General features: G+C 69.8%; 20 protein-coding genes. 17 read left to right on the top strand and 3 right to left on the bottom strand.

Going from position 1 to position 25,937, the window contains the following annotated elements:
* The first annotated feature begins 66 nt into the window (after positions 1-66).
* On the top strand, positions 67-813 hold the full coding sequence (locus ACFWZ4_RS11595) for a class I SAM-dependent methyltransferase (RefSeq protein ID WP_439704829.1): 747 nt from the start codon (positions 67-69) through the stop codon (positions 811-813).
* 33 nt (positions 814-846) lie between these two features.
* Here the strand turns inward: ACFWZ4_RS11595 and ACFWZ4_RS11590 are convergent, their stop codons facing one another.
* Complete coding sequence (locus ACFWZ4_RS11590) at positions 847-1,632, bottom strand: TatD family hydrolase (protein WP_439704828.1); 786 nt, start codon at positions 1,630-1,632, stop codon at positions 847-849.
* 274 nt (positions 1,633-1,906) lie between these two features.
* On the opposite strand from ACFWZ4_RS11590, the gene ACFWZ4_RS11585 reads away from it, so the two are divergent.
* From ACFWZ4_RS11585 to ACFWZ4_RS11510, 16 genes are all read left to right on the top strand, one after another.
* The gene (locus tag ACFWZ4_RS11585) at positions 1,907-3,862 is read left to right on the top strand and encodes a S8 family peptidase (protein WP_439704827.1); all 1,956 of its coding nucleotides are present in this window, start codon (positions 1,907-1,909) and stop codon (positions 3,860-3,862) included.
* 215 nt (positions 3,863-4,077) lie between these two features.
* Positions 4,078-5,667: a M4 family metallopeptidase gene (locus ACFWZ4_RS11580; protein WP_439704826.1), complete on the top strand. Its 1,590-nt coding sequence runs from the start codon at positions 4,078-4,080 to the stop codon at positions 5,665-5,667.
* 124 nt (positions 5,668-5,791) lie between these two features.
* On the top strand, positions 5,792-7,606 hold the full coding sequence (locus tag ACFWZ4_RS11575; RefSeq protein ID WP_439704825.1) for an ESPR-type extended signal peptide-containing protein: 1,815 nt from the start codon (positions 5,792-5,794) through the stop codon (positions 7,604-7,606).
* Between the two features lie 208 nt (positions 7,607-7,814).
* Positions 7,815-9,545, top strand: coding sequence for a type II secretion system ATPase GspE (gspE, locus tag ACFWZ4_RS11570; protein WP_439704824.1), 1,731 nt, complete (start codon positions 7,815-7,817; stop codon positions 9,543-9,545).
* 236 nt (positions 9,546-9,781) lie between these two features.
* Complete coding sequence (gene gspF, locus ACFWZ4_RS11565; RefSeq protein ID WP_439704823.1) at positions 9,782-10,999, top strand: type II secretion system inner membrane protein GspF; 1,218 nt, start codon at positions 9,782-9,784, stop codon at positions 10,997-10,999.
* Positions 11,000-11,036: 37 nt separating this feature from the next.
* Positions 11,037-11,444, top strand: coding sequence for a type II secretion system major pseudopilin GspG (gene gspG, locus ACFWZ4_RS11560; RefSeq protein WP_439704941.1), 408 nt, complete (start codon positions 11,037-11,039; stop codon positions 11,442-11,444).
* A 74-nt stretch (positions 11,445-11,518) separates the two neighbouring features.
* The gene (locus ACFWZ4_RS11555; protein WP_439704822.1) at positions 11,519-12,022 is read left to right on the top strand and encodes a type II secretion system protein; all 504 of its coding nucleotides are present in this window, start codon (positions 11,519-11,521) and stop codon (positions 12,020-12,022) included.
* Positions 12,019-12,495: a type IV pilus modification PilV family protein gene (locus ACFWZ4_RS11550; RefSeq protein ID WP_439704821.1), complete on the top strand. Its 477-nt coding sequence runs from the start codon at positions 12,019-12,021 to the stop codon at positions 12,493-12,495. The genes ACFWZ4_RS11555 and ACFWZ4_RS11550 overlap by 4 nt, the downstream gene beginning before the upstream one ends.
* A gap of 47 nt (positions 12,496-12,542) precedes the next feature.
* Positions 12,543-13,268, top strand: a complete 726-nt coding sequence (locus ACFWZ4_RS11545) for a prepilin-type N-terminal cleavage/methylation domain-containing protein (RefSeq protein WP_439704820.1) — start codon at positions 12,543-12,545, stop codon at positions 13,266-13,268.
* A complete protein-coding gene (locus ACFWZ4_RS11540; RefSeq protein WP_439704819.1) occupies positions 13,265-14,113 on the top strand; it encodes a general secretion pathway protein GspK in 849 nt (282 codons plus the stop codon). Before ACFWZ4_RS11545 ends, ACFWZ4_RS11540 begins: the two co-directional genes overlap by 4 nt.
* On the top strand, positions 14,110-15,270 hold the full coding sequence (locus tag ACFWZ4_RS11535) for a type II secretion system protein GspL (protein ID WP_439704818.1): 1,161 nt from the start codon (positions 14,110-14,112) through the stop codon (positions 15,268-15,270). The genes ACFWZ4_RS11540 and ACFWZ4_RS11535 overlap by 4 nt, the downstream gene beginning before the upstream one ends.
* Entirely contained in the window at positions 15,267-15,929 is a 663-nt protein-coding gene (gene gspM / locus ACFWZ4_RS11530) for a type II secretion system protein GspM (protein ID WP_439704817.1), read from the top strand. Before ACFWZ4_RS11535 ends, gspM begins: the two co-directional genes overlap by 4 nt.
* Positions 15,926-16,765: a hypothetical protein gene (locus ACFWZ4_RS11525; RefSeq protein ID WP_439704816.1), complete on the top strand. Its 840-nt coding sequence runs from the start codon at positions 15,926-15,928 to the stop codon at positions 16,763-16,765. The genes gspM and ACFWZ4_RS11525 overlap by 4 nt, the downstream gene beginning before the upstream one ends.
* Positions 16,766-16,767: 2 nt before the next feature.
* Positions 16,768-19,395, top strand: coding sequence for a type II secretion system secretin GspD (gene gspD, locus ACFWZ4_RS11520; RefSeq protein ID WP_439704815.1), 2,628 nt, complete (start codon positions 16,768-16,770; stop codon positions 19,393-19,395).
* A gap of 126 nt (positions 19,396-19,521) precedes the next feature.
* Entirely contained in the window at positions 19,522-22,077 is a 2,556-nt protein-coding gene (gene hrpB / locus ACFWZ4_RS11515) for an ATP-dependent helicase HrpB (RefSeq protein WP_439704814.1), read from the top strand.
* 173 nt (positions 22,078-22,250) lie between these two features.
* The gene (locus ACFWZ4_RS11510; protein WP_439704813.1) at positions 22,251-22,937 is read left to right on the top strand and encodes an ArsR/SmtB family transcription factor; all 687 of its coding nucleotides are present in this window, start codon (positions 22,251-22,253) and stop codon (positions 22,935-22,937) included.
* 53 nt (positions 22,938-22,990) lie between these two features.
* Here the strand turns inward: ACFWZ4_RS11510 and ACFWZ4_RS11505 are convergent, their stop codons facing one another.
* Positions 22,991-23,971 (bottom strand): alpha/beta fold hydrolase, encoded by a 981-nt coding sequence (locus ACFWZ4_RS11505; RefSeq protein ID WP_439704812.1) that lies wholly within the window; start codon positions 23,969-23,971, stop codon positions 22,991-22,993.
* A gap of 100 nt (positions 23,972-24,071) precedes the next feature.
* Complete coding sequence (locus ACFWZ4_RS11500) at positions 24,072-25,928, bottom strand: M1 family metallopeptidase (protein WP_439704811.1); 1,857 nt, start codon at positions 25,926-25,928, stop codon at positions 24,072-24,074.
* Between the last annotated feature and the right edge of the window lie 9 nt (positions 25,929-25,937).

Genomic DNA, 25,937 nt, shown 5'->3' with positions numbered 1-25,937 from the left:
GGGCTTCAGCCCGCCATGCCGCCACCATTCATCGATGAGTTGAAGCCCACCCTGCGGTCTCCAGCCATGCCCACCTTCAAAGACCATTTCTCCGGCCACGCCGCGCTCTATCGCGACGCCCGACCACTGCCACCGGCGGACTGGTTTGCCTGGCTCGCCGGCCAGGCGCCGGACACCCAGCTGGCCTGGGATGCCGGTTGCGGCAACGGCCAGGCCAGCCTGGGGTTGGCGGCGCATTTCGAACGCGTGGTGGCGACCGATCCCAGCGCCACGCAGGTTGCCCAGGCGAGCGCGCACCCATCCATCGACTACCGCGTGGAACCGGCCGAGCACAGCAGCCTGGCGCCTGGCAGCGTGAGCCTGGTGAGCGTGTCGCAGGCGCTGCACTGGTTCGACCTGGAAGCCTTTTACGCGCAAGTGCGCCGTGTCGCCAAACCGGGAGCGCTGCTGGCAGTATCGGCCTACGGCAACTGCAGCGTGGACCGGGCGGTAGATGCCGTCGAATGGAAGCTCTACGCCGGGACGCTCGGTGCCGACTGGCCGCCGGAACGCGCGCTGGTGGATAGCGGCTATCGCGAACTGGCGTTCCCGTTCGACCTCGTGCCTGCGCCAAGCTTCGCCATGCATGCGCAATGGAACCTGGCGCAGTTCCTTGCCTACTTGGGCTCGTGGTCGGCCACGCAGCGGCATCTGAAGCGCACGGGCATCGACCCGGTCGAAGCGGCGACCTCCGCGCTGGCCGACGCCTGGGGCGAGCCGGGAAGGGTGCGTACCGTGCGCTGGCCTTTCTTCACCCGCGTCGGCCGCCTCTGACCCCGGCCTTCTTCTGCGAAGGAGCCGCGGGTGTTACAGCCCGAAGAACGCTGCGGCGGCGGCCGTGCTGTTCGCCGCCGTCACCTCGACCGGCTCGCCACGATCGCGCGCCACTTCCTCGCAGATGTGTTTCAGATACATCGGCTCGTTGCGTCGATGGCTCGGCGGGGGGCGCACGGTGCGTGGCAGCAGGTAAGGCGCGTCGGTTTCGAGCATCAACCGGTCCGCGGGAATCTCGCGCACGAACTCGCGCAGGTGCGTGCCACGCCGCTCGTCGCAGATCCAGCCGGTGATGCCGATATGGCAGTCCAGTGCGAGGTAGTCGTGCAGCGCCTCGCGGGTGTCGGTGAAGCAGTGCACCACGGCTGCCGGCACGCGGTCGCGGTAGCGCCTGAGCAGAGCCAGGAAATCTGCATGGGCGTCGCGCTGGTGCAGGAACAGCGGCCTGCCCAGTTCGGCGGCGATGGCGAGCTGTTGCTCGAACACGCGCAACTGCACGTCGCGCGGCGAGTAGTTGCGGTGGTAATCCAGACCCGTCTCGCCGACCGCCCGGACTTCGGGCAGTCGCGCCAGTTCGCGCAGGCGCGCATCGGTGGATTCGTCGTAGTCGATCGCGTGGTGCGGATGCACGCCCGCGGTTGCCCACAGCACGCCGGGATGTTCGTGCGCCAATGCCACGGCCTGCTCGCTGCCATCGCGCGAGGCGCCGGTCACCATCATCCGTGTGACGCCCTGCGCCGTCGCCCGCGCAAGCACGTCGGCGAAGTCGTGGCGGAAGGATTCGTGCGTGAGGTTGGCGCCGATGTCGATCAGCTGCATGGCAGGTCCGCAAAAGCGCGCATTGTTGCAGAGCGGGCCCGATTGGCAAGGCGCGCAGCCGTCCAGCCCGCTGTCACATCGGGGCGACAAATGAACCCCTAGCTTGCAGGTCGACGACGGCAAGGAAGCAGTGGGGGCGTTGGTGATGCGGTCACGCGACAGCCGGCAGGACGCGCCCATGGCGACCGTCGTCGACGGAAGCGGGGTTTCAGGACTCCGTGCAGTACTGCCCGCCGTGCAAGGCGGCGGGTGCTCAAAACCGGGGAATCACTTCATGGCAAATCGTATGCGGATCGGGGCGCTGCTCGGCGCTTCCATGGCCTTCGCCTTCTCGATGGCGGCGCACGCCGCCGGTACCACCGGCGGACTCGGCGGCACCCACTACAACATCAGCTCGCTCAAGAGCGACGGCCATTACGACCGCTTCATCGTGACCTGGCGACCAGGCAGCGCCGAGCGCGCCAATCCGTCTTTCATGCGCCAGAGCATGGGCGCGGCGCTGTCCCGCGCAGGTCTGGTGCGCGCCACGCTCGGTGCGCAGGGCATGATGCAGGCGCCCGTGCAGGCCAGCTACGGACGACGGCTGGCGATCGGAGCCGACGTGCTGCGCACCTCGCGCAAGCTCGACCGCGACGAAGCCGTCGCGCTGATGGCGCAGCTGGCCAGCGACCCGGCCGTGCTGCACGTGGCGCCGGACGTTCTGCGCCGCCCGGTGAGCGACATCGCCGCGCCGGCCTCGCTGCATCCGTCGGCCTTCCGTCCGACCGATACCGACTACGCCAGCTACCAGTGGGACCTGAAGGCGCCCAGCGGCCGCGCCACGATTTCCGGTGACCGCAACTACGGCGGTTCCCACGTCAATGCGGCGTGGGACCTGGCCGACGGCAAGGGCGTCGTGATCGCCGTGCTGGACACCGGCATCACCACGCACGTGGACGTCAACACCAAGCTCGCCGGCGCCGGCTACGACTTCATCACCGACGCGTTCCTTTCCGGTCGCAAGACCGACGGCCGCATCCCCGGCGGCTGGGACCCCGGTGACTGGACCACCGGCAAGCCGTGGCAATCGATGTGCACGGACGAGTTCAACCCGCCGCAGCCCAGTTCCTGGCATGGCACGCACGTCGCCAGCACGGTGGGCGCCGAACGCACGAACAATGGCGTCGGCCTGGCCGGCATTGCCTACCGTGCGCGGGTGCTGCCGATCCGCGTGCTCGGCCATTGCGGCGGCTACGACAGCGACATCAGCGACGCGATCATCTGGGCCGCTGGCGGCCACGTCGATGGCGTGCCGGACAACACCCATCCTGCGCAGGTGATCAACCTCAGCCTCGGCGGTTACGGCCAGTGCACGGCGGACGATCCGATGGGGCAGGCGATTGCCCTGGCCAACCGGCGCGGCGCGGTGGTGGTGGTCGCGGCGGGCAACGACAACGACAACGCGAAGTATTTCTCGCCCGCCAGCTGCCCGGGAACCATCACGGTTGCGGCTACCGGCATCACCAGCCGGCGTGCGTACTACTCCAACTACGGGCGCACGGTCGACCTGGCCGCGCCGGGCGGCGGCATCTACGCGGGCGACCGCAACAGCGGCGAGCAGGTCGCGGACGGCTTCGTCTGGCAGGCGATCAACAGCGGCACCACCAAGCCGGTGGCCGATGACTCCAGCTATGCCGGCTACGCGGGCACGTCCCAGGCGACTCCGCATGTCAGCGGCACCGTGGCGTTGATGCAGGGCGCGCGACTTGCCCGCGGCCTCCGGCCACTGTCGCCCGCCGCGGTGCTGGACATCCTGCAGCGCACCGCCGCCACGCCGAAGGTGATGCCGGATCACCGCATCGGTGCCGGTATCCTGGACGCCTACGCCGCGGTGAACATGGCCATCGCCAAGGGCGTGACCACCAGCCAGCCGGCCGTGCTGGCCAACGGCGTGGCGCTGACGGACCAGGCCGGAGCCAAGGGCAGCCGCGCGGTGTACCGCATCGACGTGCCCGCGGGCACCGGCAAACTGAGCCTGCGCACGACCGGGGGCAGCGGCGACCTCACCCTCTATGTCAACCAAGGCACGCCCGCAACGGCCGACGACTACCACTGCCGCTCCGCGCACGCCGGCACCGGCGAGTCGGTGGTGCTCGACCGTCCGGCGGCCGGCAGCTGGTTCGTCACGCTGGTCGGGCGGACGGACTACAGCGGCGTGGATCTGCTGGGGAAGTACATCGCCGCACGCTGAAAGTGCAGGGGCCGGCTGGAATGGGATGCCGGCCCCAAAGACGCAACAAACCGACTATTCCTAGCAGAACGCCGGCCAAGCGGCTCTTGGAAAATTTCGCAATTGACGCTCCCGTCAACCCCGCATACCGTGACGAAGTTGTCATTTTCACGAAATGGCACCACTAGCAAGGCCCCTGTGCATCGCCGGGGCCCTTCGTCCGTAGGGGGAAAACCATGCTCCACAAGAAGCTCGCCGGCGCGCTGCTCGCCGCGCTCGGCTGCGCCTCGGCGTCGTTGTGCCAGGCTGCGCCCGTCCACGTCCATGCCGGCCGACTCGGCCACCTCGCCCCGGCCGCGCTTGCGGCGCGCCTTGGCCTGGGCAAGGGCAACACTTTCGCCGCCAGCGCGCATGCGCATACCGTTCGCGGCACGACCAAGACGCGCGAGCGGCAGACCTTCCAGGGCGTGCCGGTGTACGGCCGCAGCCTCGTCGTCGAGCGCGACCGCGCCGGCAACGTGGTCAGCGCCGAAGGGGAGGCCGAAGGCAGCCTGCCGACCACGCTGCGCTCGGTACGCCCGCACCTGACCGGCGCGCAGGCGCAAGCCCGGCTCAAGACCAGGCTGGGCCAGCAGCGCGATACGGTCAGCCATGCGCTCAACGAGCTGTTCGTCTATCCGCAGTCCAACGGCAAGGCCCGGCTGGTGTATCGCAGCTCCTACCTGGTCAACGTCGGCGGCCAGCTGTCCCGCCCCACGGCGATCGTCGATGCCAATACCGGACAGGTGATCCGTCACTGGGACGGCCTGACCACCGGCCGTCGCCCGCCCGGCGGCACGCCGGTGGCGATCCAGGCCAACGGTCCCGGCGGCAACGAAGGCACAGGCCTTTATTGGTACGACGGGTCGGGCCCCGGCCAGGAGCTGCTCGACGCCACCCGCATCGGCAACGTCTGCTACCTGCAGAACGACGAAGTGGCCACTTACAACGTGGCCGGCGGTCAGCGCACCACGCTGTGGTCGTTCGGTTGCGCGGGCACCAACCCGGCCGGCTGGACCAGCATGGGTGACCAGATCAACGGCGCCTATTCGGCGATCAACGACGCGCACCACTTCGGTGGCGTGGTCTACGACATGTACAGCAACTGGTTCGGCGCTCCGCCGCTCAGGAACCGTGATGGCAGCGCGATGCAGCTGCACATGTGGGTGCATTACGGCACCAACTACGAGAACGCGTTCTGGGACGGTGCCGAGATGGTGTTCGGCGACGGCGACCAGTACTTCTACCCGTTCGTGGTGCTGGACGTGACTGGCCACGAGATCAGCCACGGGTTCACCGAGCAGCATTCGGGCCTGGAATACACCGGCCAGTCCGGCGGCATGAACGAGGCGTTCTCGGACATGGCCGGCGAGGCGGTGAAGTATTTCGACCGGGGCAGCAACGACTTCCTGGTCGGCGCCGACATGATCAAGCCGGCCACGGTGCCGATGCTGGGCATGGCCGCGCTGCGCGACATGTGCACGCCGAGCAACGACGGCGCGTCGATCGACAATGCCAGCCAGTACAGCGACAGCCTGGATGTGCATTACACCAGCGGCGTCTACAACCGCGCGTTCTGCACGCTGGCCAGGACCGCCGGCTGGAACACGCGCATGGCGTTCGAAGTGTTCCATGACGCCAACGCGCTGTACTGGGCTCCCAACGAGACCTTCGACGGCGGTTCCTGTGGCGTGGAGCAGGCGGCGGTCGATCGCGGCTACAGCGTGATCGACGTGGCCAATGCCTTCGGCGTCGTCGGCGTGGCCTGCGACAGCGCACCCCGCTGAGTCTCCGGTGCCCGCCGCCAGGCGGCGGGCACCGCTCCGATCGGCCTCGCGGGCCGACGAACCCTTTCTTGCGGAGATGCCCGCGGCGCGTGCGCCGCGAGGCCCCGTGCATTGGAGAATCCTCGTGAACAAGATCTACAGCAAAGTCTGGAACCGCGTGCTCGGTGCGCCGGTGGTGGCGTCTGAACTGGCTTCGACGGCCGGCAAGCGCGGCCGCGTCCTCGGTGCGGGAGCGGTGGCAGTAGCACTCGCCACGGTGTTCTCGCTTGCGCCGCAGGCGGCGCACGCGCAGACCGCGCCGGTCAGCTGCACCTACACCACCGATGGCACGACCACCACCGTGCCGGCCACGCCGACGGGCGATGGCTCCTTCGGCTGCGGCGCCAACGCGACCGCGACCGGCAGCGGCGCCACCGCGGTCGGCTCCGATGCCAGCGCGACCGCCGACAGCTCCACTGCCGTGGGCGGGGCCTATACCGATACCGACGGCACGGTCTACACCACCGAGGCCAGCGGCTCGGGCGCCACGGCGCTGGGCGCGGGCTCCGGCGCCGACGGCATCGACAGCACCGCGGTCGGCTCGCTTTCCTACGCCACCGGCCAGGGCTCGTTCGCCGGCGGCACCAATGCCGGCGCGGACGGTTACAACAGCGTGGCGCTGGGCGCCAACTCCGAGGCGACCGACCGCGGCGGCATCGCCATTGGCGGTGGCGATCCGGATCCGGACAACGGTTTCTACGCCACCCTTGCCGAAGGCGAAGGTTCGATCGCGCTGGGTTCGCTGGCGGTGTCCAGCGGTCGCGGCGCGCTGGCGTCCGGTTACCAGACGGTTGCGCTGGGCGACAACGCCACCGCGCAGGGCAGCGGCGCCTGGGCGCAGGGCGCCGGCGCCTCGGCGCTCGGCGCGGCGGCGTTCGCCGGCAACGATGGTGCCACCGCGATGGGCCTGAACGCCGTGTCGACCGGCGTCAACAGCACGGCGCTGGGTACCGACGCCAATGCCAGCGGCTCCTACGCCGTGGGCATCGGTTCGCAGGAAGGCTCCAGTGCACCGGGCGGCGCGCTGGGCGAGCAGTCGACCGCGATCGGTTTCAACAGCGGCGCGCTGGACGCCGGCGGCGTGGCGCTGGGTGGTTACAGCGTGGCCGAAGGCTTCCTTTCCACCGCGCTCGGCTACGGCTCGTACAGCTCCGGTGCGTACTCGCTGGCGGCCGGCGTCGGCGCCGAGAGCGATGGCCAGTCGAGCGTCGCGCTGGGCGACAGCAGCTACGCCGCCGGCCCGAACGACACCGCGCTCGGTGGCGGTGCGCTGGTGCTGGCGGATGGCAGCACCGCACTGGGCGCCAACGCGGCGATCGGTCCGGACGCCACCAACTCGGTGGCGGTCGGCGAAAGCGCCACGGTCGTCGCGCCCTCCGGCACCGCGCTGGGTCAAGGCGCGCTGGTCACCGCCGACGGCGCGGTGGCACTGGGCCAGGGTTCGGTTGCCGACCAGGCGAACACGGTCTCGGTCGGCAGCGCCTCGCAGCAACGCCGGATCACCAACGTGGCTGCCGGCAGTGCGCCCACCGACGCGGCCAACACCGGGCAGGTCGACCAGGCGCTGGCCACCGCCCGTGCCTACACCGACCAGCAGGTCGCTTTCATGAGCACCGACGTGTCCAGCCTGCGGCGGGACATGGACGACCGCTTCCGCACCGTCAACAACCGCGTGGACGCGGTCGGCGCCATGGGCGCGGCGATGTCACAGATGGCGTTCAGCACCCAGGGCATCAACAGCCCCAACCGGCTGGGCGTGGGCGTGGGCGGTTACCACAACCAGGGCGCGCTGGCGGTGGGCTATTCGCGCCAGCTGTCCTCGCACGCCAGCCTGACCTTCGGCGCGGCGGTCAGCGGCAGCGAGACCTCCGGCGGCGTTGGCCTGGGCGTGGGCTGGTAAGCCCCGGGACGAGCCCGCGGACGGCCGGCGCACATGCAGGCGCCGGCCGTTTCACATTGCGCTGAACTTGTGCGCGTGATGTTAGTCGGAAGTTCCACGGCATCTCCCGCCGCGCGCTCGCGCCCGGGCCGGGGGATGTGCTACCAATGGTTTTTCTCGTCGACGCGGGGGGTGTTGACGGGTTGACGTGACTGGCGGGAGACACTGCATGTCGGCAGTTCCAACGCCCGCGGCCACCTGGGCGCTCTCCGTGGACGACCGTGAAGCGGCGGTCTGCGCACTCCTGGTGTCGCGCGGCAATCTCAAGGACAGCGACCTCCATCGCGCGCGCAGGCTGCACGAGGAGGCGCCCGAGGGCACCCTGACCGCGCTGCTGGCGCGGCTCGGGCTGGTGTCCGAGCGCGACCTGGCCGAGGCCTGGTCCGAACTGCTCGGCGTGCCGTTGCTGGCCGCGCGCGACGCGCCGGAGATGCCGCCGGCCGAACCCGAACTCTCCCTGCGTTTCCTCAAGCAGCAACATGTGGTCCCGGTGCGCGAGGGCGAGGACGACCTGGCGCTGGTGGTGGCCGATCCGGCCGATCCGTATCCGCTGCAGGCGGTCGAACTCGCCGCCGGCCGGCCGGTGGCGCTGCGTGTCGGCCTGCGCTCGGAAATCGACGACCTGATCGAGCGCTACTACGGCACCGGCCGTTCGGCGATGGGCACGATCGTGGAAAACCTCGGCGGCGAGGCCAGCGAGGAGGACGACGTCGAGCACCTGCGCGACCTCGCCTCCGAGGCGCCGGTGATCCGCCTGGTCAACCTGATCCTGCAGCGCGCGGTCGAGCAGCGGGCCTCCGACGTCCACATCGAGCCGTTCGAGAATCGCCTTAAAGTGCGCTACCGCATCGACGGCGTGCTGCACGAGGTCGAGGCACCGCCATCGTCCTCGACGGCGGCGGTGATCAGCCGCGTCAAGATCATGGCCAAGCTCAACATCGCCGAACGCCGGTTGCCGCAGGACGGGCGCATCCAGCTGCGCGTGCAGGGCAAGGAACTGGATCTTCGCGTATCCACCGTGCCGACCGCCTATGGCGAATCGGTGGTGATGCGCATCCTGGATCGCGAGTCGGTGGTGTTCGACTTCGAATCGCTGGGCTTCACGCCCGCGTTCGAAAAACGCTTCGTCGAGGTGCTTGAACGTCCCAACGGCATCCTGCTGGTGACCGGCCCGACCGGTTCGGGCAAGACCACCACGCTCTACACGGCGCTGTCGCGGATCAACACGCCGGACGTGAAGATCATCACGGTCGAGGACCCGGTCGAGTACCAGCTCGAGGGCATCAACCAGATTCAGGTCAAGCCGCAGATCGGCTTGGACTTCGCCAACGCGTTGCGCTCGATCATGCGTCAGGATCCGGACGTCATCATGATCGGCGAGATGCGCGACCTGGAGACATGCCGCATCGCGATCCAGTCCGCGCTTACCGGCCATCTGGTGCTATCGACGCTGCACACCAATTCGGCCGCCGGCGGCGTCACGCGACTGCTCGACATGGGCGTGGAGGACTACCTGCTCGGCTCGACCGTGAACGCGATCCTGGCCCAGCGGCTGGTGCGCCGGCTCGATCCGGAAACGGCGATTCCCTACGAGGCCTCGCCCGAGGTCATCGCCGAGTTCGAGCTGGAGAAGTACACCGACGAACGCCCGATCCGCCTGTGGAAGCCCGGCAGCAGTGCCGCCAACCCGACCGGCTATCGGGGCCGGCGCGCGATCGTCGAATTCCTGGTGATGAGCGAGCCGCTGCGCCGGCTCGTGATGAAGCGCGCCGACGCCAGCGAGATCGAGCGCGTGGCCCGCGCCGAGGGCATGCGCACGATGTACGAGGACGGCATCGCCAAGGCGGTCGCCGGCGTGACCACGCTGGAGGAGGTGCTGCGTGTCACGCAGGAAGGCTGATGCCGTGCGAGTCGGCGCCTTTCTTGTTCCCTCTGCCCGCCGGGGAAAGGGCTGGGGTAAGGGGGCGGGGCTCGCGCAAATCCACCCCGGTGTGACGTCAGCTTTTGCTTCGAAGGGCGCAAACACCCGACGCTCCGCCCATCCTTTCCCGCAACCCTTGGCCCCTCACCTCAACCCTCTCCCCCCGCATCTATTAAGGATGGGGCAGAGGGAGCAGTCAGCGCGGGGCCTCTGACATGGCCCAGTTCCGCTACCGCGCCATCAGCGCCGCAGGCGAGATGCTGCAGGGCCAGATCGAGGCCCCCAGCCTGCAGGAGGCGATCGGCCGCTTGCAGGACCAGGGCCATACGCCGCTGGAGGCCAGGCCTGCCGATGCCATGGGCGAAGGCTCGGCGTTCGCCGCGCTGTTCAAGCGCGGTCCCTTTACCGGCGACCAGCTGGCGCAGTTCACCCATCAACTGGCGACCCTGCTCGGTGCGGGCCAGCCGCTGGACCGCGCGCTGGGCATCCTGTTGGAACTGCCCGAGGCCGAGCGCGCCAAGCGGCTGGTCGAGCGCGTGCGCGACCGCGTGCGCGGCGGCACCACGCTGTCGCAGGCGCTGGAGGAGGAACACGGCGTGTTCCCCAAGCTGTACATCTCGCTGGTGCGCGCGGGCGAGGCCGGCGGTTCGCTGGAAGAAACCCTGCGCCGCCTGGCCGAGTACCTCGAGCGTGCCCAGCAGCTGCGCGGCAGCATCGTCAACGCGCTGATCTACCCGGCCTTCCTGATGATCGGCGTGCTCGGCTCGCTGGTGCTGTTGCTCGCCTACGTGGTGCCGCAGTTCGTGCCGATCTTCCAGGACATGCAGGTGCCCATCCCGCTGATCACGCGCGTGGTGCTGTTCATCGGCCAGGTGCTGCAATCGTGGTGGTGGCTGCTCATGATCGTGCTGATCGCGGGCGTCGCGGTGTGGCGCGCGCGCCTGCGCGACCCGGCGCTGCGCATGGCCTGGCACGCGAAGCTGCTGACCATGCGCGTGATCGGGCCGCTGCTGCTCAAGGTCGAGACCGCGCGCATCGCCCGCACGCTGGGCACGCTGCTGAAGAACGGCGTGCCGCTGCTCACGGCGCTGGGCATCGCGCGGCAGGTCACCAGCAACACCGCGCTGGACGACGCACTTGCGCAGGCGTCCGAACAGGTCAAGGGCGGCGGCGGCCTGAGCGCCGCGCTGGCGCGCTCGCAGCGCTTCCCGCGGCTCTCGCTGCAGATGGTGCAGGTCGGCGAGGAAGCCGGGCAGCTGGACACCATGCTGCTGAAAGTCGCCGACACCTTCGACCTCGAATCCAGGCGCGCGATCGACCGCCTGCTGGCCGCCCTGGTGCCGGCGCTGACGATCGTGATGACCGTGCTGGTGGCGATCATCATGGCGGCGATCCTGCTGCCGCTGCTGAGCCTCACGGCGAATATTCAATGATGTGGAGAGTGCAATGAAACACCAACGGACCGGCTCGATGCGCGCGCGGCGCGCCCGCGGCTTCACCCTGCTCGAAATGCTCGCCGTGATCGTGCTGATCGGCATCATCGGCGCGATCGTCGTGCGCCAGGTCGGCGGCAGCGTCGACAAGGGCAAATACGGCGCGGGCAAGGCGCAGTTGATGACGCTGGGACAGAAGATCGAAAACTACTCGCTGGACAATGGCTCGCCGCCGGCCGGCCTCGACGCGCTGGTCAAGAAGCCGCCGAACGCGCCGAACTGGCAGGGCCCGTACGCCAAGCCGTCCGACCTGGTCGACCCGTTCGGCCATGCGTTCGGCTACAAGGCGCCGGGCGAACACGGCAGTTACGACCTGGTGTTCTATGGCCAGGATGGACAGCCCGGTGGCGATGGCTACAGCAAGGACATCGGTAGCTGGCAATGAAAGCGGGGCACGGGAAGCGGGGAACGGGAAACGTGGGACGCAACGCGGCCCCGGCTTTCGCGTACGTCCGGAGCATGTTGCCCGGCGCCCGCGATGAGGCCGCACGTTCCCGGTTCCCTGTCCTCCGTTCCCGGCACGCACCGCGCGCCAGGGGCTTTACCCTGCTCGAGATGCTCGCGGTGATCCTGCTGATCGGCATCGCCGCGGCCGCGGCCGCTGTGTCGGTGACCCAGGGACTGGCCAGCGCACGCACGCGCGCGGCCAGCGTGGAGCTGGCCGCCGCCTTGCGCGCGACCCGCGCGCAGGCCATTGTCAAGGGCACGGAACAGTCCTTCGAGCTGGACACGAAATCGGCCAGCTACCAAGCCGCCGGCGGCAAGGAGGTGGCTCTGCCCAAAGGCATGCGCCTGTCCATCACCAGCGCGCGCGAAGACCAGCCGGACAACCACACCGGGCGCATCCGCTTCTTCCCCGACGGCAGTTCCACCGGCGGCCACATCGTCCTGCAGCGGGGCGAGCGCCGCTGGCAGGTCAACGTCACCTGGCTCACCGGTGCGGTGAGCGTGGTCAATTCATGATCGGGCTGGCAACCGCATGGCCGGGCTCCGCCAAATCGGGCAGGCGCACCTGCGCCGGCGGCTTCACCCTCCTGGAAGTGATCGCCGCGGTGCTGCTGCTGGCGATCACCTTCGCGTCCCTGATGCGGGTGGCCGGCAGCTCGCTCACTCTCACCGCGCGCTCGGCCGAACGCAGCGAGGCGGCGATGTGGGGCCGCAGCCTGCTCGACAGCGTGTTCGTACTGGAACCGATCCGCGTCGGTCGCAGCAGCGGACGCTTCGACCAGCGTTACCGCTGGCAGCTCGACGTGCGGCCGGTGCAGCCGCCGGCGACCGCGCAGGCGAGCGGCCCGCAGCCTCGCGCGCAGGCCTCGCCGCTCAAGCTCTACCGGCTCGACCTGGACGTGATGTGGACCAGCGCAGGGCACGATTACACGGCGCGCTTCAGCACCTTGCGCGTCGGTGGCCCGCAGCCGCAGGGAGCAGGTTCGTGACCTCTGGGCCAAGGAGGCGGGCGGGATACGTCGCCCTGGCGCTGCCCGTGGATACCCGGGCGAGTGGGGGAGCCGTCCGTGTTCTGTCCACTGGTGGTTCCCGGCGTGTCCGTGGCTTCACCCTGCTCGAAACGCTCGCCGCACTGGCCTTGCTCGCGCTGCTGCTGGTGGGCGTGTATTCGGGCATCCGCACCGCTTCGCACAGCGTGCGCTCGGGCACCGCGGCGGTGGAACGGCTCGACGCGGTGCGCTCGGCGCAGCAGTTCCTGCGCAACGAGCTGGCGCAGGCGATGACCCAGCAGCTGGGCAAGAACCCCGAGAACGACGAAGCGATCTTCTTCCGTGGTGCGCCGGGTTCGATGAGCTTCGTCGCGCCCTTGCCCGGTTACCTGGGCAAGCTCGGGCCGCAGGTGCAGACGCTCGAGCTGGTCGCCAACGGCAAGGGCGGGCAGCGGCTGCAGGTCCGCTTCGCGTTGCTGCCGCCCAGCGGCGAGCCGCTCAAGCCCGGTCCGCCGCAGGTGCTGCTGGAGGACGTGCGCGAAGCGAGCTTCCACTATCGCGGGCTGGACGCGCAGGGCCGCATCGGCGCGTGGCGCGACGACTGGCGCCAGGGCGATCAGCTGCCGCAACTGGTGCGCATCGACCTGAAGCTGCCTGGCGCCGGCTACTGGCCGCAGCTGACCGTGCCGTTGCGCGTGGATGCCTCGGCCAATCAGCGCCAGTTCGCGATGCTGGAGGCGACGGGACCGAACGTCGCCTGGAGGCAGCCATGAGCCGGCGTCGGGGCCAGCGGGGCGTCGCGTTGCTGCTGGTGCTGTGGGCGTGCACGCTGTTGGCGATCATGCTCGGTGGTTACGCGATGACCGCGCGCACCGAAGGCCTGCAGGCGCGCTTCCAGTTCGCCCAGGCGCAGGCGCACTATGCCGCCGAGGCCGGCCTCTCCCGCGCGGTTTATGGGCTGCAGGACCCGCGCCTGGCCGAGCGCTGGCTGGCCGACGGCCGGCCCTACACGTTCCGTTTCGATGGTGCGGCGGTCAGCGTCAGCGCGGTCGACGAAGGCGGCAAGGTGGACTTGAACAGCGCCTCGCCGATCGTGCTGCAGAGTTTGTTCCGCGCTGCCGGCCTGCGTCCGGACGAGGCGCAGAAGATGGCCGCGGCGGTGGTCGACTGGCGCGAGTTCAACGCCGGTCGCAAGGTAGGTCTGGAGGTATACGCAGCCAACGGTTACCAGCCGCGCCACGCACCCTTCCTGAGCATCGAGGAACTGCAACAGGTGGCTGGCATGACGCCCGCGCTGTACCGCACGATCGCCGGCGCGATCACCATCTGGTCCGGCCGCGAAAGTCCCGATCCGAACACCGCCCAGCCGCTGGCGCTCGGGGCGATCCCGGGCATGACGCCCGAACGGGTCGCCCAGGTGCTGGCGGCACGGAAGAACACGCGGCCGGGCGTGGCCGGCCTGTTCGCGGGCAATGGAGTGACGCATAGTATCCGCTCGGAGGCCACGATGGCCGACGGCACGCGCGCCGTGCTGCATGCCACCGTACGCCTGCAGGGCGTTCGTCCGGGGGCGCAGCCCTACGCGGTGTTGCACTGGCGGGAGGGTGACCGCGAATGACCAACGCAACGCAATCGCTGCGGCCGCAGCTGGACCGCGCGCGCCGTGCCTGGCGCGCCTCGCCGCTGCCGCGCTTCTTCGCCTGGTGGTTCAGCGAACTCGGCGCGTTGTTGCCGGCTGCGTGGGGCCGGCTGTTCGGCGGCGGCGCGCAGTGGTACCTGCTGCAGCGCACCGACGGACGCTGGGAGCTGCGTCGGGCAGGCGAGACGGAAGTGCGCGCGCAATGGCCGCGCGGCAGCGAGGCGGCGATCGAGCAGGCCGCCCTGTCCGCGGCGGTGCGCGAAGTCGATCGCGAGGATCTTCGCCTGGCGCTGCTGCTGCCGGCGGAGGCGGCCCTGCGCCGGCGCCTGCTGTTGCCACGCGCGGCGGGGGACAACCTGCAGCAGGTCGGTGCCTTCGAGATGGACCGGCAGACGCCGTTCCGCGTCGAGCAGGTCCACTACGCCGTGCTCGAACTGGACACGCCGGCTCCGGCCGGACGCTTCTTCGCCGAGCTGGTGGCGGTGCCGCGCGACACGCTCGACCCGCTGCTGGCCGAGCTCGAAGGCGCGGGCATCCGCGTCGACGCGGTGGACGTGGCCGAGGGCACCGGGCGGCTGGGCGTGAACCTGCTGCCGCCGACGCGCGTGCCCTACCGCACCAACCCGCGCCAGCGCCTCAACCTCGCGCTCGCCGGGGCCGTCGTGCTGCTGCTGGTGCTGGCGCTGGCGCAGTGGCTTGCCAATCGGGAGCAGGCACTCGCCACCATGCAGATGCAGGTGCAGGACATGCAGGCCGAAGCGCAGCAGGTCGCCGCGCTGCGCCAGGAACTGCAGGACAACGCCGGCGCGGCGAGCTTCCTGGTGCGCCGCAAGCAGAATCGCGTGACCATGCTCGACTTGCTGCTGGATCTCACCCGACGGATGCCGCAGAACGCATGGCTGGAAAGGCTCAGCGTCGATCCGAGCGGGCAAGTGGGCTTCCAGGGACAGGCGCCGCAGGCCGCCGCGTTGATCGACGCGCTGAAGGATTCGAAGATCGTTCGTGACCCGAACTTCCAGGGCAGCATCCAGCCTGATCCGGTCAGCGGCAAGGAACGCTTCTACATGGTCGCGCAGCTGCGCCAGGCCGGCGCGCCGGCGGCACCGGCCAGCGCCGGTTCGGGAGCGCAGCCATGAGGCAACTGGAACTTAAGCCGCGCGACAGCCGCATCGCCGCCGTGCTGTTGCTGGTGCTGGCGCTGGTGCTGGTCTACTTCCTGTTGATCCACTGGTGGTTCGTCGCACCGCTGCGCGCGGTCGACGCGCAGATGGCGGACCTGCGCGACACGCAGAGCCGCTACGCCGCCGCGATCGCCGAGAAGCCGGCGCTTCAGAAGCGCATCGCCGAACTGGGCGCCGGGCAGGCTGCCAGCGCCGCGTTCCTGCCCGAAAGTGATCCCAACGCCGCCTCGGCCGGGCTCATGCAGCGGGTGGTCGACGCGGTCGGCGCGCACACCGCCGGCGGTGCCTGCGAAGTCACCCAGAAGATGCCGCTGCCCAATCCGCCGGACGACGACAACAGCCCGTACCGCAAGGCGGCCGTGAGCATCAGCCTGCGCTGCGACATGGAGCCGCTGGTGGCGGTGCTCAACGCGCTGGAGCAGGGCACTCCCTACCTGTTCGTCGATGACCTGAGCATCTACCGCAACCCGGTCGCCGCGCAGCAGGGCAACCAGCCGGTGCTGGAAGTGCAGTTCACCCTGTCCGGCTACGTGCGTCCCTCGCACGGTGCGGTCGGCGCCGCGCCCGCGCCCGCCGAGAGCTCGATGGACACCGGCGACGGGGAAGAGCCATGAACGCCGCCGCACAACGCCGCCTGACCGTGCCGCTGGCCGCCGCAACGCTGGTGCTGGGCGTGGTTTTCCTGGCGCTGCTGGCCGGCATCGGCCGGGGCGTGCACTGGGCGCCGCCACGCGCCCCGACTCCGCTGCCGGCCCAGCATGCCGCCACGCTGCCGCCACCGGTGCCGCTGGATCATTACGCGCCGGTCTGGCAGCAGCCGTTGTTCAATCCCGACCGCAAGCCGGTGGCGCACGCCGCCAGCGGCGGCAGCCAGCTCGGCGACATGCAACTGACCGGCATCATCCTCACGCCAACCCTGCGCATGGCGCTGCTGCACAACAAGCGCCAGGCCGACAAGAACCAGGAATTGCGGGTGAAAGAGGGCGCCAGCCTGCCCGACGGCAGCTGGACCCTGGTCGAGGTGAAGCCGCGTTCGGCGGTGTTCGATTCGTCCAGCGGCCGGGTCGAACTGCAACTGCCGGCCGGCGTGCCGATCGACCAGGTGCGGGGCAATCCGGCCGGGGCCTCGTCGGTGCCGGAGCTGCCGGACGAGGTGATCGACCGCTCGCACCGGCTGCAACCACCCGACGAGGACGACCAGAACGGCAACCCGTCGGACGAGCCGGGGCCTGGTCCCGGCCCCGGCATCCCGGAGAATCGCGGGAGCGACAATGACAACGCCCCGTCCGATGGCGGCGCCGCCATCCCGGCCATGCGCGGCGGCGCGCCGGCCCGCATGGACATGACCAACGAGGATCGCCAGGCCGAGCGCCTGCGCCAGCTCAAGGCCGCCATCCAGAAACGCCGCGCCGAACAGGCTGCCGCGAAGGCTCACGAAGGAGATCGCTGACCATGTTCCCCCACGCCCTGCACCGAATGTCCCGGATCGGCGCCATTGCGCTGACGGTCTGGCTGGTCGGATGCTCCAGCATGCCGCAGCCGCGCGACGACTACGCGCTGCAGCGCGAGGCCATCGCCGGTACCGACAAGCCCGCGCCCGCGCCGCTGCCGCTGAACAACAACATCAGCCCGGCCGGCGAAGCCAGCCCGCAGCCGCAGATCAACAGCGGCACCGGCGAGTTCATCCGCCCGCAGGCGCTGTCCACGCCCCGGCCGCCCGCGCATGGCGAGGGCGCGGTGACCTTCAACTTCGAGAACCAGCCGGTGCAGGCGGTGGTCAAGGCCATCCTCGGCGACTTCCTGAAGAAGAACTACACCATCGTGCCGGGCGTGCAGGGCAACATCTCCTTCTCCACCTCCGAACCGATCGACGCCAGCCAGGCGCTGCCGGTGCTGGAGACGCTCCTGTCCTGGACCGGCAACGCGCTGGTGCGCCAGGGCAACAGCTACGTCGTGATGCCCTCCAAGAACGCGATCGCCGGCAGCGTCTCGCCCAGCCTCGGCGCGGTGGCGCCGCAGGGCGGCATGCAGGCGCGCCTGTTCCCGCTGCACTACATCTCCGCGGCGCAGATGCAGAAGTTGATCAAGCCGTTCGCCCGGCCCGACTCGATCCTGCTCGCCGATCCGTCGCGCAACGTGCTGGTGCTCGCCGGCTCGCCGCAGGAACTGGACAACTACGCCCGCACCATCCGCACCTTCGACGTCGACTGGCTCAAGGGCATGTCGGTGGGCGTGTTCAGCCTGCAACGGGCGAACGTGTCCGAGCTGATGCCCAAGCTCGACGCGATCTTCGGCAAGCAGGGCGACAGCCCGCTGGCCGGCATGCTGCGCTTCATCCCGATCGAGCGCACCAACGCGCTGGTGGTGATCAGCACGCAGCCGGACTATCTGCAGGAAGTGGGCGACTGGATCGCGCGCATCGATCGTGGCGGCGGCAACGAGCCGCAGCTGTATGTCTACGACGTGCGCAACATCAAGGCGTCGGACCTGGCCAAATACCTGGCGCAGATCTACACCAACGCCTCGGCCAGCGGCAGCAGCGGCGGCGAGGTCGGCCCCGGGCTCAACTCCGGAACCCTGGGCAACGCCGACAACGCCAACGGCACCGGCATGGGCAGCACCGCCGGCAGCTTCGGCAACAGCGGCGGAATCGCCGGCGGCTCGGGCAGTTTCAAGGGCGGCAACGACACTGGCATGGGCAATAGCGGCGGGCTGTCGGGCATCAACGGCAGCGACAACGGCGGCATGTCCGGCCAGGGCAACGGCTTCGGTGGCAGCGGCGGTTTCGGCGACACCGGCGGCCTGGCCAACGCCAGCAGTTCGGCCAACGACCAGCAGTACAGCTCGGCGGACGGCTCGACCAAGATTTCCTCGGTCGATGCCAACAACCAGCTGCTGGTGCGCGCGCGTCCGTCCCAGTGGGCGGAGATCCAAGGCGCGATCCAGCGCCTGGACACGGTGCCGCTGCAGGTGCAGATCGAGACCCGCATCCTCGAGGTGCAGCTCACCGGCGCCTTCCAGTTCGGCGTGCAGTGGTACCTGGAAGGCCTGGTCGGCGGCACGGCCAACAGCAGCGGTGGAGTCACCCCTGGCCAGCCCGGCAACCAGCAGCAGTGGGCGCTGGGCAAGGGCGGCATGACCTACAACCCGACCGGTGACTCGTTCTTCTACTCCTTCCTCAACAACAACCTGCAGGTCGCGCTGCACGCGCAGGAGACCAACGGCAACGTCAAGACGCTCTCGGCGCCCTCGCTGGTGGTGATGAACAACCAGGTCGCGCACATCCAGGCGGGCGACCAGATCCCGGTCAACCAGACCTTCTTCACCACCGGCCTGGGCACCACCACCAACGACAGTCCGACCACCATCGGCCAGGTGCAATACATCAGCACCGGCGTGATCATGGACGTGCAGCCGCGCATCAATCCCGGCGGCCTGGTCTACCTCAACATCAAGCAGCAGGTGAGCGTGCCGGGCACCAAGGACTCCAACGGCAACTACACCATCCAGCAACGCGAGATCGCCACGCAGGTCGGCGTGCAAAGCGGCCAGACCGTGCTGCTGGGCGGCCTGATCCGCCAGGACGAGGGCGACACCGATACCGGCATCCCAGGCCTGAACCGCATCCCGCTGATCGGTCGCCTGTTCGGCAGCACCGACCGCCATCGCAACCGCTCCGAGCTGATCGTGCTGATCACGCCGCGGGTGATCGGCTCCAGCGACGACGCCAAGCGCATCACCGACGAGTACCAGGCCAAGTTCGAGTCGCTGGCGCCGCTGCGCGCCGAGCGCGCGAAGGAGCCGCCGCCGGCGGCCGCCTCGCCGACCGACGTGCCACTGCCCACGCCGCCGGCCTCGCCCGAGCAGCTCCACCAGCAGGCCGAGGCGGCGCTCAAGCAGAGCGACTACGACGCCGCCCAACGGCTGGCGCTGGAGTCGTGGCGCAACGGCTCGCAGCATGGCGAACTGTGTGCGCGCAACTGGCAGGTCATCGCAAGCGTGCGTACACACCTTGGCGATACCGAGGGCGTGGACACGGCGCGCAAGTGGGTGGCACAGTGCATGGCAGGTGGGAAGTAGATCCGGCCAGGGCAACCCCCATCCGCCTGTCGACACTTTTCCCCGTAAGCGGGGAGCCTCGATAGGCGGGCTCGCGCCGATGGAACGGATGGGGGCGACCCTGCCCAGCCCTTATCATCCGCGGGAATGACGCAAGCCGACTTCCCCATCACCCCGCTCCTCCCGGAGCTGCGCGCTTCGCTCGACGCCCACCCGCGCCTGGTCCTCGAAGCCCCGCCCGGCGCCGGCAAGACCACCCAGGTGCCACCGGCGCTGCTCGACGCGCGGTGGCTGGAAGGCCGGCGCATCGTGATGCTCGAACCTCGGCGCATCGCCGCGCGCGCCGCCGCACAGTTCATGGCGGCGCAGCGGGGCCAGGAGGTCGGCCAGACCGTCGGCTACCGCATCCGCTTCGAATCCCGGGTCAGTGCCGCCACCCGCATCGAGGTGGTCACCGAGGGCATCCTCACGCGGCTGATCCAGGACGATCCGGAATTGTCCGGCATCGGCGCGATCCTGTTCGACGAGTTCCACGAACGCCACCTGGCCGGTGACCTTGGCCTCGCGCTGGCGCTGGACGTGCAGGCGACCCTGCGTCCCGACCTGCGGCTGCTGGTGATGTCCGCCACGCTCGACGGCGAGCGCATGGCGCGCTGGCTGGACGCGCCGCGGCTGTCCAGCCCGGGACGCAGCTTTCCCGTGCGCATCGAGCACCCGCCCGCGCGTGCGCAGGAGACGCCCGAACATCAACTGGCCCGCGTCGCGCGCCAGGCGCTGGAGGACAATCCCGGCGACGTGCTGGTGTTCCTGCCCGGACGCCGCGAGATCGCTCGCGCCCATGCGCTGCTCGAAAACACGCTTCCCTCTCCTGTCGCAAAAGGAGAGGAACTCGAGATCCTCGCCCTGCACGGGGAACTCTCGCTGGCGGAACAGCAGGCTGCGCTGGCGCCGGCCGAGCCGGGCACGCGGCGGATGATTCTTGCCACCAACGTGGCCGAATCGAGCGTGACGCTGCCCGGCATCCGCGCGGTGATCGATGCCGGTCTGGCGCGCGAGCCGCGCTTCGATCCCAACTCCGGCTTTTCGCGACTGGAAACGGTCACTATCTCGCAGGCCTCGGCCGACCAGCGCGCCGGTCGTGCCGGCCGCGTCGCCGATGGCACGGCTTACCGCCTGTGGCCGCAAAGCCGGCGGCTGGAGGCCGCGCGCACGCCGGAGATCGAGCAGGCCGAGCTGTCGGGTCTGGCGCTGGAACTGGCCGCCTGGGGTGTCCGCGCCGGCAGCGACGACACGTTGCGCTGGCTGGATCCGCCGCCAGCGGGCGCGCTGGCGCAGGCGCGCGAACTGCTCGCCGCGTTGGGCGCGCTCGGCGCGGATGGCCGCATCACGCCGCTGGGCCGGCGCATGCTCGAACTCGGCGCCACCCCGCGGCTGGCAGCCATGGCGCTGCGTGCGCCGGCGGAACTGCACCCACTGGCGGCCGACCTGCTGGCGCTGGTCGAGGCACGCTCGCCGCTGCGCGGCGAGGAGGCACGCAGCGATGATTTCCGCGCACGCGTCGAGGCGCTGCACGCCTGGCGCGACCGCCGGGGTTCCGCGCCCGGCCCATCGAAGGGGGCCGGTGCGCGCGGCGGTTTCGACAGCGGCGCCATGGCCGCCATCGAGCAGGCGTCCAAGGGCTGGCGCAGACGTCTGGACGTCCGCACGGCCGCCAGCGGCGTACCCGACAACCATGCCGTCGGCGACCTCCTGCTGCATGCCTGGCCCGACCGCATCGCCCGCCAGGACGAAGCCAATCCGCGCCGCTACACGCTGGCCAACGGTCGCGGCGTCTCCTTGCATGAGGCCAGTGCGCTGTTCGGCGAGCCCTGGCTGGTCGTGCTCGACCTGCGCCTGGAAACGCGCGACAGCCTGGTGCTCGCCGCGGCGCCGTTCGACCCACGCCGCCTCGATGAGGACTTCCCGCAGCACTTCCGGCGCGAGCGCACGCTGCGCTGGAACGACACCCGGGGTGCGGTGGAGGCGTTCGAGGAGCAGCGCTTCGGCGCCATCGTGCTGGAACGGCGCGGCGTGCCGGTCCGGCCGGAGGACGCGCTGCCCGCGCTGCTCGCGGCGATCCGCAGCCGCGGCATCGATACGCTGCCCTGGAGCGAGACCGCCCGGCGACTGCGCGCGCGCATGCAGGCGCTGGCCGGCTGGATGCCCGAGCTGGGCCTGCCCGACGTATCCGACGCGACGTTGCTGGCCTCGCTGGAGGCGTGGCTTGGGCCATACCTGCAAGGCAAGCGCAAGCTCGACGCGCTCGGTGCCGACGAACTCTCCCAGGCGATGGCCGCACTGTTCGACTACGAGCAGCGGCGCCAGCTCGACCAGCACGCCCCGGAGAGCCTCAGCGTCCCGAGCGGCCAGCTGCGCAAGCTCGAATACGCACCCGGCGAGCCACCGGTGCTGGCGGTGAAATTGCAGGAACTGTTCGGCCTGGCCGACACCCCGCGCGTGGCCGGTGGGCGCGTGCCGGTGACCCTGCACCTGCTCTCGCCGGCCGGCCGGCCCATCCAGGTCACGCAGGACCTCAAGGGCTTCTGGGAGCGCACCTACCCGGAAGTGAAGAAGGAACTCAAAGGCCGCTACCCGCGCCATCCCTGGCCAGACGATCCCTGGTCCGCCACCCCGACGCACCGGGCGAAGCCGCGCGGTACGTGATCGACAGAGCCGGCGAGCCCCCGCGTTCCCGGGGCCATGGCGATCCACAGGTTCCTTCCCCCGCCACCGCGGGGCGAAGGCAGACGAAGGGGCGTGAGGGCAACCCTGCGGAAGACCATACGCTTCGCTTTCCACCGAAAGGTCCCGGGCAAGTGCGGTACTAGACTCCTTTCATGCACGCCACCTCGCTCACGCCACACCAGCTCGCCGAAATCGGCTCCCTGCTCGCCGAACCGGCGCGCGCGGCGATGCTGCTGGCCCTGGTCGATGGCACCGCGCGCCCGGCCGGTGAGCTGGCCCATGCGGCAGGCGTCGGTGCACCGACCGCCAGCGCGCACCTCAAGCGCCTGCTCGAGGGCGGACTGCTCGCCGTGCAGGCGCAGGGGCGCCATCGCTACTACCGGCTGGCCGGGGACGAAGTAGCCAGCTGGCTCGAAGCACTCGCGCCGCCGCGCCAGCCGATCGCGCCGCCAACCGGGGATACCGCGCTGCGGCGCGCGCGCAGCTGCTATCGCCATCTCGCCGGCCAGCTCGGCGTGGCGCTCTGCGCGGAGTTGCTCGGGCGCGGTCATCTGACGACCACCAGCGAAGGCCTCTCTCTGGACCCTGCCGGGGCCGCGGCGCTGGCTGAGGCGGGACTCGATCCGGAGTCCATGGCGCGCTTGCCGGGACTGCGCGGCCGAGCCTGCCTGGACTGGACCGAACGGCGCCTGCACGTGGGCGGGCCGTTGGGCGTGGCGCTCACCGGCGCCATGCTGGAGGCGGGTTGGCTACGCCACGCGTCGCACGGGCGGGCGCTGCTGCCCAGCGTCGAAGGGCTGCGGCGATTCGCTCTGCTCGGCGTGCGGTTGCCTGGCTGACCAGGTCCGGCGGCAGATTCTGCCCTTGTCCCGGGGAGCGGAACGCGCGGCGGCTAGTGCCCCAGCACGAAGCCGGTCAGCACCTGCGCGGTGGCCTCGGGCTTTTCCATCATCGGCATGTGGTTGCAGCCGTTGAGAACGCTGGAGCTGATCGCCGGTGCTTGCACCAGGCCGTTGCGCAGGCTGTCCAGCGCGGACGGATCGACCATGCGATCCTCGCTGCACCACAGCCCCAGCACCGGCATGGTGAGCTGGCCCAGCCGCTGTTGCAGCGATAGGTAGTCCTCGGGTTTGCGCAGCTCGCTGAGCGTGCGCTCGATGAAGGCGCGGTCCCGCCGGTTGCGTGCCACGAAGACGTCCTCGATGCGGCCGGGCATCTCCGGCGGCTGCAGGAAGGCGAGCTTGAGCGCATGTTCGAAACCGGCGCGGTCGTCGTAGACGAACGGATCCTTGCCGCCCGCGATGGTGCGATCGAAATCGTTCGGGGTCGCTTTCAAGCCATAGGCGTCCACCAGCGCCAGCGCCGCCACGCCTTGCGGGGATTGGGCCGCATAGACGCCCGCGATCGCGCCGCCCATCGAGTGCCCGACCAGTACGAAACGCTGCAGGTTCAGCGCCGCGAGAAACGACTGCAGGCGCCGCGCCTGGGCGTCGACGCCGTAGCTGGCATCCGGGTCGCGCGAGGATTCGCCCCAGCCGGGCAGGTCCGGGATCACTACGTGGAAGTGCGGCGTGAGCTGTTCGGCCAGCGGCAGCCAGATGGTCTTGTCCGCGGCGAAGCCGTGCAGCAGTACCAGCGTCGGGCCCTGGCCGCCTTCGTAGAAGCTCCAGGTGGTGTCGCCCGCGCGCAGCGTGTGTTCTTCCACGTGCGCGGTCATCGCCTGGCGCATCACGTGCGCGCCCAGCAGCCATTGCGGCGCGAACAGGTAGCTGCCGCCAAGCAGCGCCACCACCAGGGCCACCAGCACGCCGAAGAACTTCAGGCGGCGGAACAGCATGCGCTTCCAGAGCGGACGGGTGGCGGGTGGGGTCATCGAAGGTCCTGATTCGTGGGGTATGGGCCCGGGTTGCAGGAACCCGCTTGTGGCGATGCCCTGGAAGCATCGCCCACAAGCGGGCCCCCGCAGGAGCGGCCTACTTCTTCGCCTGCCTGGCCTTGCGCAGGATCGACTCGATCGCGCCCTGGGTCATCGGGTGATAGCCGTCCTTCGCCCTGGCGTAGGCCGCCTCGGCGTAGGCCAGCCCTTCAGGCGTGGCGGCGAAGGCCTTGTACACCGGCAGGGTGAGGTACATGCGGCCGATGCGGGTCATGTGTTCGCGCGCGTCTTCCCAGACGTTCCTGTCACCCGCGGCAATGGCATGGCTGTACCAGCGCATGCCGATCTCGGCGTTGGGCGTGCCGGTGAGGTGCCAGGCGGCGTCGAGCTGCTTCATCTTGGTCAGCGAGGGCGCGTCGGGCAGGCGGTCGAGGAAGTACATCCACTCCTGCGTGTTCCAGCCCTTGGCGTCGAGCTGGCCCGCGTCCAGCGTGCCGGCCAGGAAGTCCGCGCGCTCCTTGTCGATTGCCTGGAAACGGGCGGAGGTCGGCAGCGGCGCGTCCTTGGGGATGCCGCTCTGGTAGATCCAGGCCCTGGCCTCGTCCCAGCTCATCTTGCCCGGATGCGTGTCGAACAGATTGGCCTTCATGTCGGCCAGCATCTGCTCGGTGGTGATGGACGTGAAGGCGTGGCGGTGGAAGTAGGCCTTGAGCCATTCGTCGAAGGTCGCGCGGCCGAAGCGCTGCTCCAGCGTGCGCAGGAACCAGGAGCCCTTGTCGTAGGCGACGTCCGAGAGCGAGTCGTCCGCGCCCACGCCGCGCGGGTCGGGGGCGAGCTTCTGCGAGTTCTCGGGCATCTCGCCAATCGATTTCTGCAGCGCGCGCGCCGAAAGCAGCGCTTCCTCGTCGGCCAGCGCCTTGCCATAGACGGCCTCGGTGATGCGGCCCTGGACGTAGGTGGTGAAGCCTTCGTTGAGCCAGATGTCGCGCCAGCTCGCGGCGGTCACCAGGTTGCCCGACCAGGAGTGCGCCAGCTCATGCGAGACCAGCGAGACCAGGCTCTTGTCGCCGACCAGCACGGTCGGCGTGGCGAAAGTCATGTTGGGGTTTTCCATGCCGCCGTAGGGGAAGGAGGGCGGCAGCACCAGGATGTCGTAGCGGCCCCAGGCGTAGGGCCCGTAGAGCTTCTCGGTCGCCTCGATCAACTTCTCGGTGTCCTCGAACTCGTGCGCCGCCTTGCCGACCACCGAGGGTTCGGCGTAGACGGCCGAGCGCGGGCCGGTCTCCTTCACCGCGATGTCGCCGGCGGCGATCGCCAGCAGGTAGGAGGGAATCGGGTGAGGCTGGTCGAAGCGGAAATCGCCGTCGAGCGGATGCCTGGCATCGTTGAGCGCGCTCATCACCACGCGCACGTCCTTGGGCGCGCTCACGTGCGCCTTGTAGGTAAAGCGGATCGCGGGCGAATCCTGCAGCGGGACCCATGAACGGGCGTGGATCGACTCGGACTGCGAGAACATGAAGGGCAGTTTCTTGTCCGCCGTCTGAGCGGGGGTCAGCCACTGCAGGCCCGAAGCCTGTGGCGAGGTCCCGTAGACGATGCGCACCTTCGCCGGGTGCCTCGGCGCCTGGATGGTGAGCTTGCTGCCCAGTTCCTTGTCGCGCGGCGCAAGCGCGAACTTCAGCGCGGTGGCGCGGCCGGCGGCGTCCAGGCCCTCGACCTTGGCGATCTTGAGGTCGCGCGTGTCCAGCACCAGCGCGGGGGCCTTCGGGTTCTTCCAGTCCAGGCTCAGCGTGGCGGTGCCGTCGAGCGCCTTGTGCGGGAAGTCGATCGCGAGGTCCAGATCCAGGTGGGTCACGCGCACTTCGGCGGGCTGCGCGTAGGAATGCGGATCGGCGGCGAGGGCGGACAGCGGCAGGACGAGCGCGCCGAGGGCGAGGGCGGGGATCACACGCATGCGGGTCTT

The organism is Frateuria sp. GZRe12 (assembly GCF_051900535.1).
In the GTDB taxonomy this organism is placed as follows: domain Bacteria; phylum Pseudomonadota; class Gammaproteobacteria; order Xanthomonadales; family Rhodanobacteraceae; genus Frateuria_A.
This window is presented reverse-complemented; position numbering and strand designations above follow the sequence as displayed.